Annotated in this window: 1 rRNA gene; it reads left to right on the top strand. The window is 52.9% G+C overall.

From position 1 onward, the window contains the following. Nucleotides 1-18: 18 nt before the first annotated feature. Nucleotides 19-2,192: ribosomal RNA gene (locus tag AC0C66_RS21430) — 23S ribosomal RNA — on the top strand; the annotation flags it as partial.

The raw sequence follows: 2,192 nt of genomic DNA, 5'->3' as shown, positions 1-2,192 counted from the left end.
ATAGTGATTCTTTTTAACGGTTAAGTTAGAAAGGGCGCACGGTGGATGCCTTGGCACTAGGAGCCGATGAAGGACGGGACGAACACCGATATGCTTCGGGGAGCTGTAAGCAAGCTTTGATCCGGAGATTTCCGAATGGGGAAACCCACCACTCGTAATGGAGTGGTATCCATATCTGAATTCATAGGATATGAGAAGGCAGACCCGGGGAACTGAAACATCTAAGTACCCGGAGGAAGAGAAAGCAAATGCGATTCCCTGAGTAGCGGCGAGCGAAACGGGATTAGCCCAAACCAAGAGGCTTGCCTCTTGGGGTTGTAGGACACTCTGTACGGAGTTACAAAGGAACGAGGTAGATGAAGAGGTCTGGAAAGGCCCGCCATAGAAGGTAACAGCCCTGTAGTCAAAACTTCGTTCTCTCCTGAGTGGATCCTGAGTACGGCGGAACACGTGAAATTCCGTCGGAATCCGGGAGGACCATCTCCCAAGGCTAAATACTCCCTAGTGACCGATAGTGAACCAGTACCGTGAGGGAAAGGTGAAAAGCACCCCGGAAGGGGAGTGAAAGAGATCCTGAAACCGTGTGCCTACAAGTAGTCAGAGCCCGTTAACGGGTGATGGCGTGCCTTTTGTAGAATGAACCGGCGAGTTACGATCCCGTGCAAGGTTAAGCAGAAGATGCGGAGCCGCAGCGAAAGCGAGTCTGAATAGGGCGCATGAGTACGTGGTCGTAGACCCGAAACCAGGTGATCTACCCATGTCCAGGGTGAAGTTCAGGTAACACTGAATGGAGGCCCGAACCCACGCACGTTGAAAAGTGCGGGGATGAGGTGTGGGTAGGGGTGAAATGCCAATCGAACCTGGAGATAGCTGGTTCTCTCCGAAATAGCTTTAGGGCTAGCCTCAAGGTAAGAGTCTTGGAGGTAGAGCACTGATTGGACTAGGGGCCCCTACCGGGTTACCGAATTCAGTCAAACTCCGAATGCCAATGACTTATCCTTGGGAGTCAGACTGCGAGTGATAAGATCCGTAGTCGAAAGGGAAACAGCCCAGACCGCCAGCTAAGGTCCCAAAGTATACGTTAAGTGGAAAAGGATGTGGAGTTGCTTAGACAACCAGGATGTTGGCTTAGAAGCAGCCACCATTTAAAGAGTGCGTAATAGCTCACTGGTCGAGTGACTCTGCGCCGAAAATGTACCGGGGCTAAACGTATCACCGAAGCTGCGGACTGTTCTTCGAACAGTGGTAGGAGAGCGTTCTAAGGGCTGTGAAGCCAGACCGGAAGGACTGGTGGAGCGCTTAGAAGTGAGAATGCCGGTATGAGTAGCGAAAGAGGGGTGAGAATCCCCTCCACCGAATGCCTAAGGTTTCCTGAGGAAGGCTCGTCCGCTCAGGGTTAGTCGGGACCTAAGCCGAGGCCGAAAGGCGTAGGCGATGGACAACAGGTTGATATTCCTGTACCACCTCCTCACCATTTGAGCAATGGGGGGACGCAGGAGGATAGGGTAAGCGCGGTATTGGATATCCGCGTCCAAGCAGTTAGGCTGGGAAATAGGCAAATCCGTTTCCCATAAGGCTGAGCTGTGATGGCGAGCGAAATTTAGTAGCGAAGTTCCTGATTCCACACTGCCAAGAAAAGCCTCTAGCGAGGTGAGAGGTGCCCGTACCGCAAACCGACACAGGTAGGCGAGGAGAGAATCCTAAGGTGATCGAGAGAACTCTCGTTAAGGAACTCGGCAAAATGACCCCGTAACTTCGGGAGAAGGGGTGCTCTGTTAGGGTGCAAGCCCGAGAGAGCCGCAGTGAATAGGCCCAGGCGACTGTTTAGCAAAAACACAGGTCTCTGCGAAGCCGTAAGGCGAAGTATAGGGGCTGACGCCTGCCCGGTGCTGGAAGGTTAAGAGGAGCGCTTAGCGTAAGCGAAGGTGCGAATTGAAGCCCCAGTAAACGGCGGCCGTAACTATAACGGTCCTAAGGTAGCGAAATTCCTTGTCGGGTAAGTTCCGACCCGCACGAAAGGCGCAACGATCTGGGCACTGTCTCAACGAGAGACTCGGTGAAATTATAGTACCTGTGAAGATGCAGGTTACCCGCGACAGGACGGAAAGACCCCGTGGAGCTTTACTGCAGCCTGATATTGAATGTTGGTACAGCTTGTACAGGATAGGTAGGAGCCTTGGAAACCGGAGCGC

This window comes from Bacillus sp. VA13, assembly GCF_055710085.1.
Note: the sequence above shows the minus strand (reverse complement) of the source record. Positions and strands in the feature narration are given on the sequence as shown.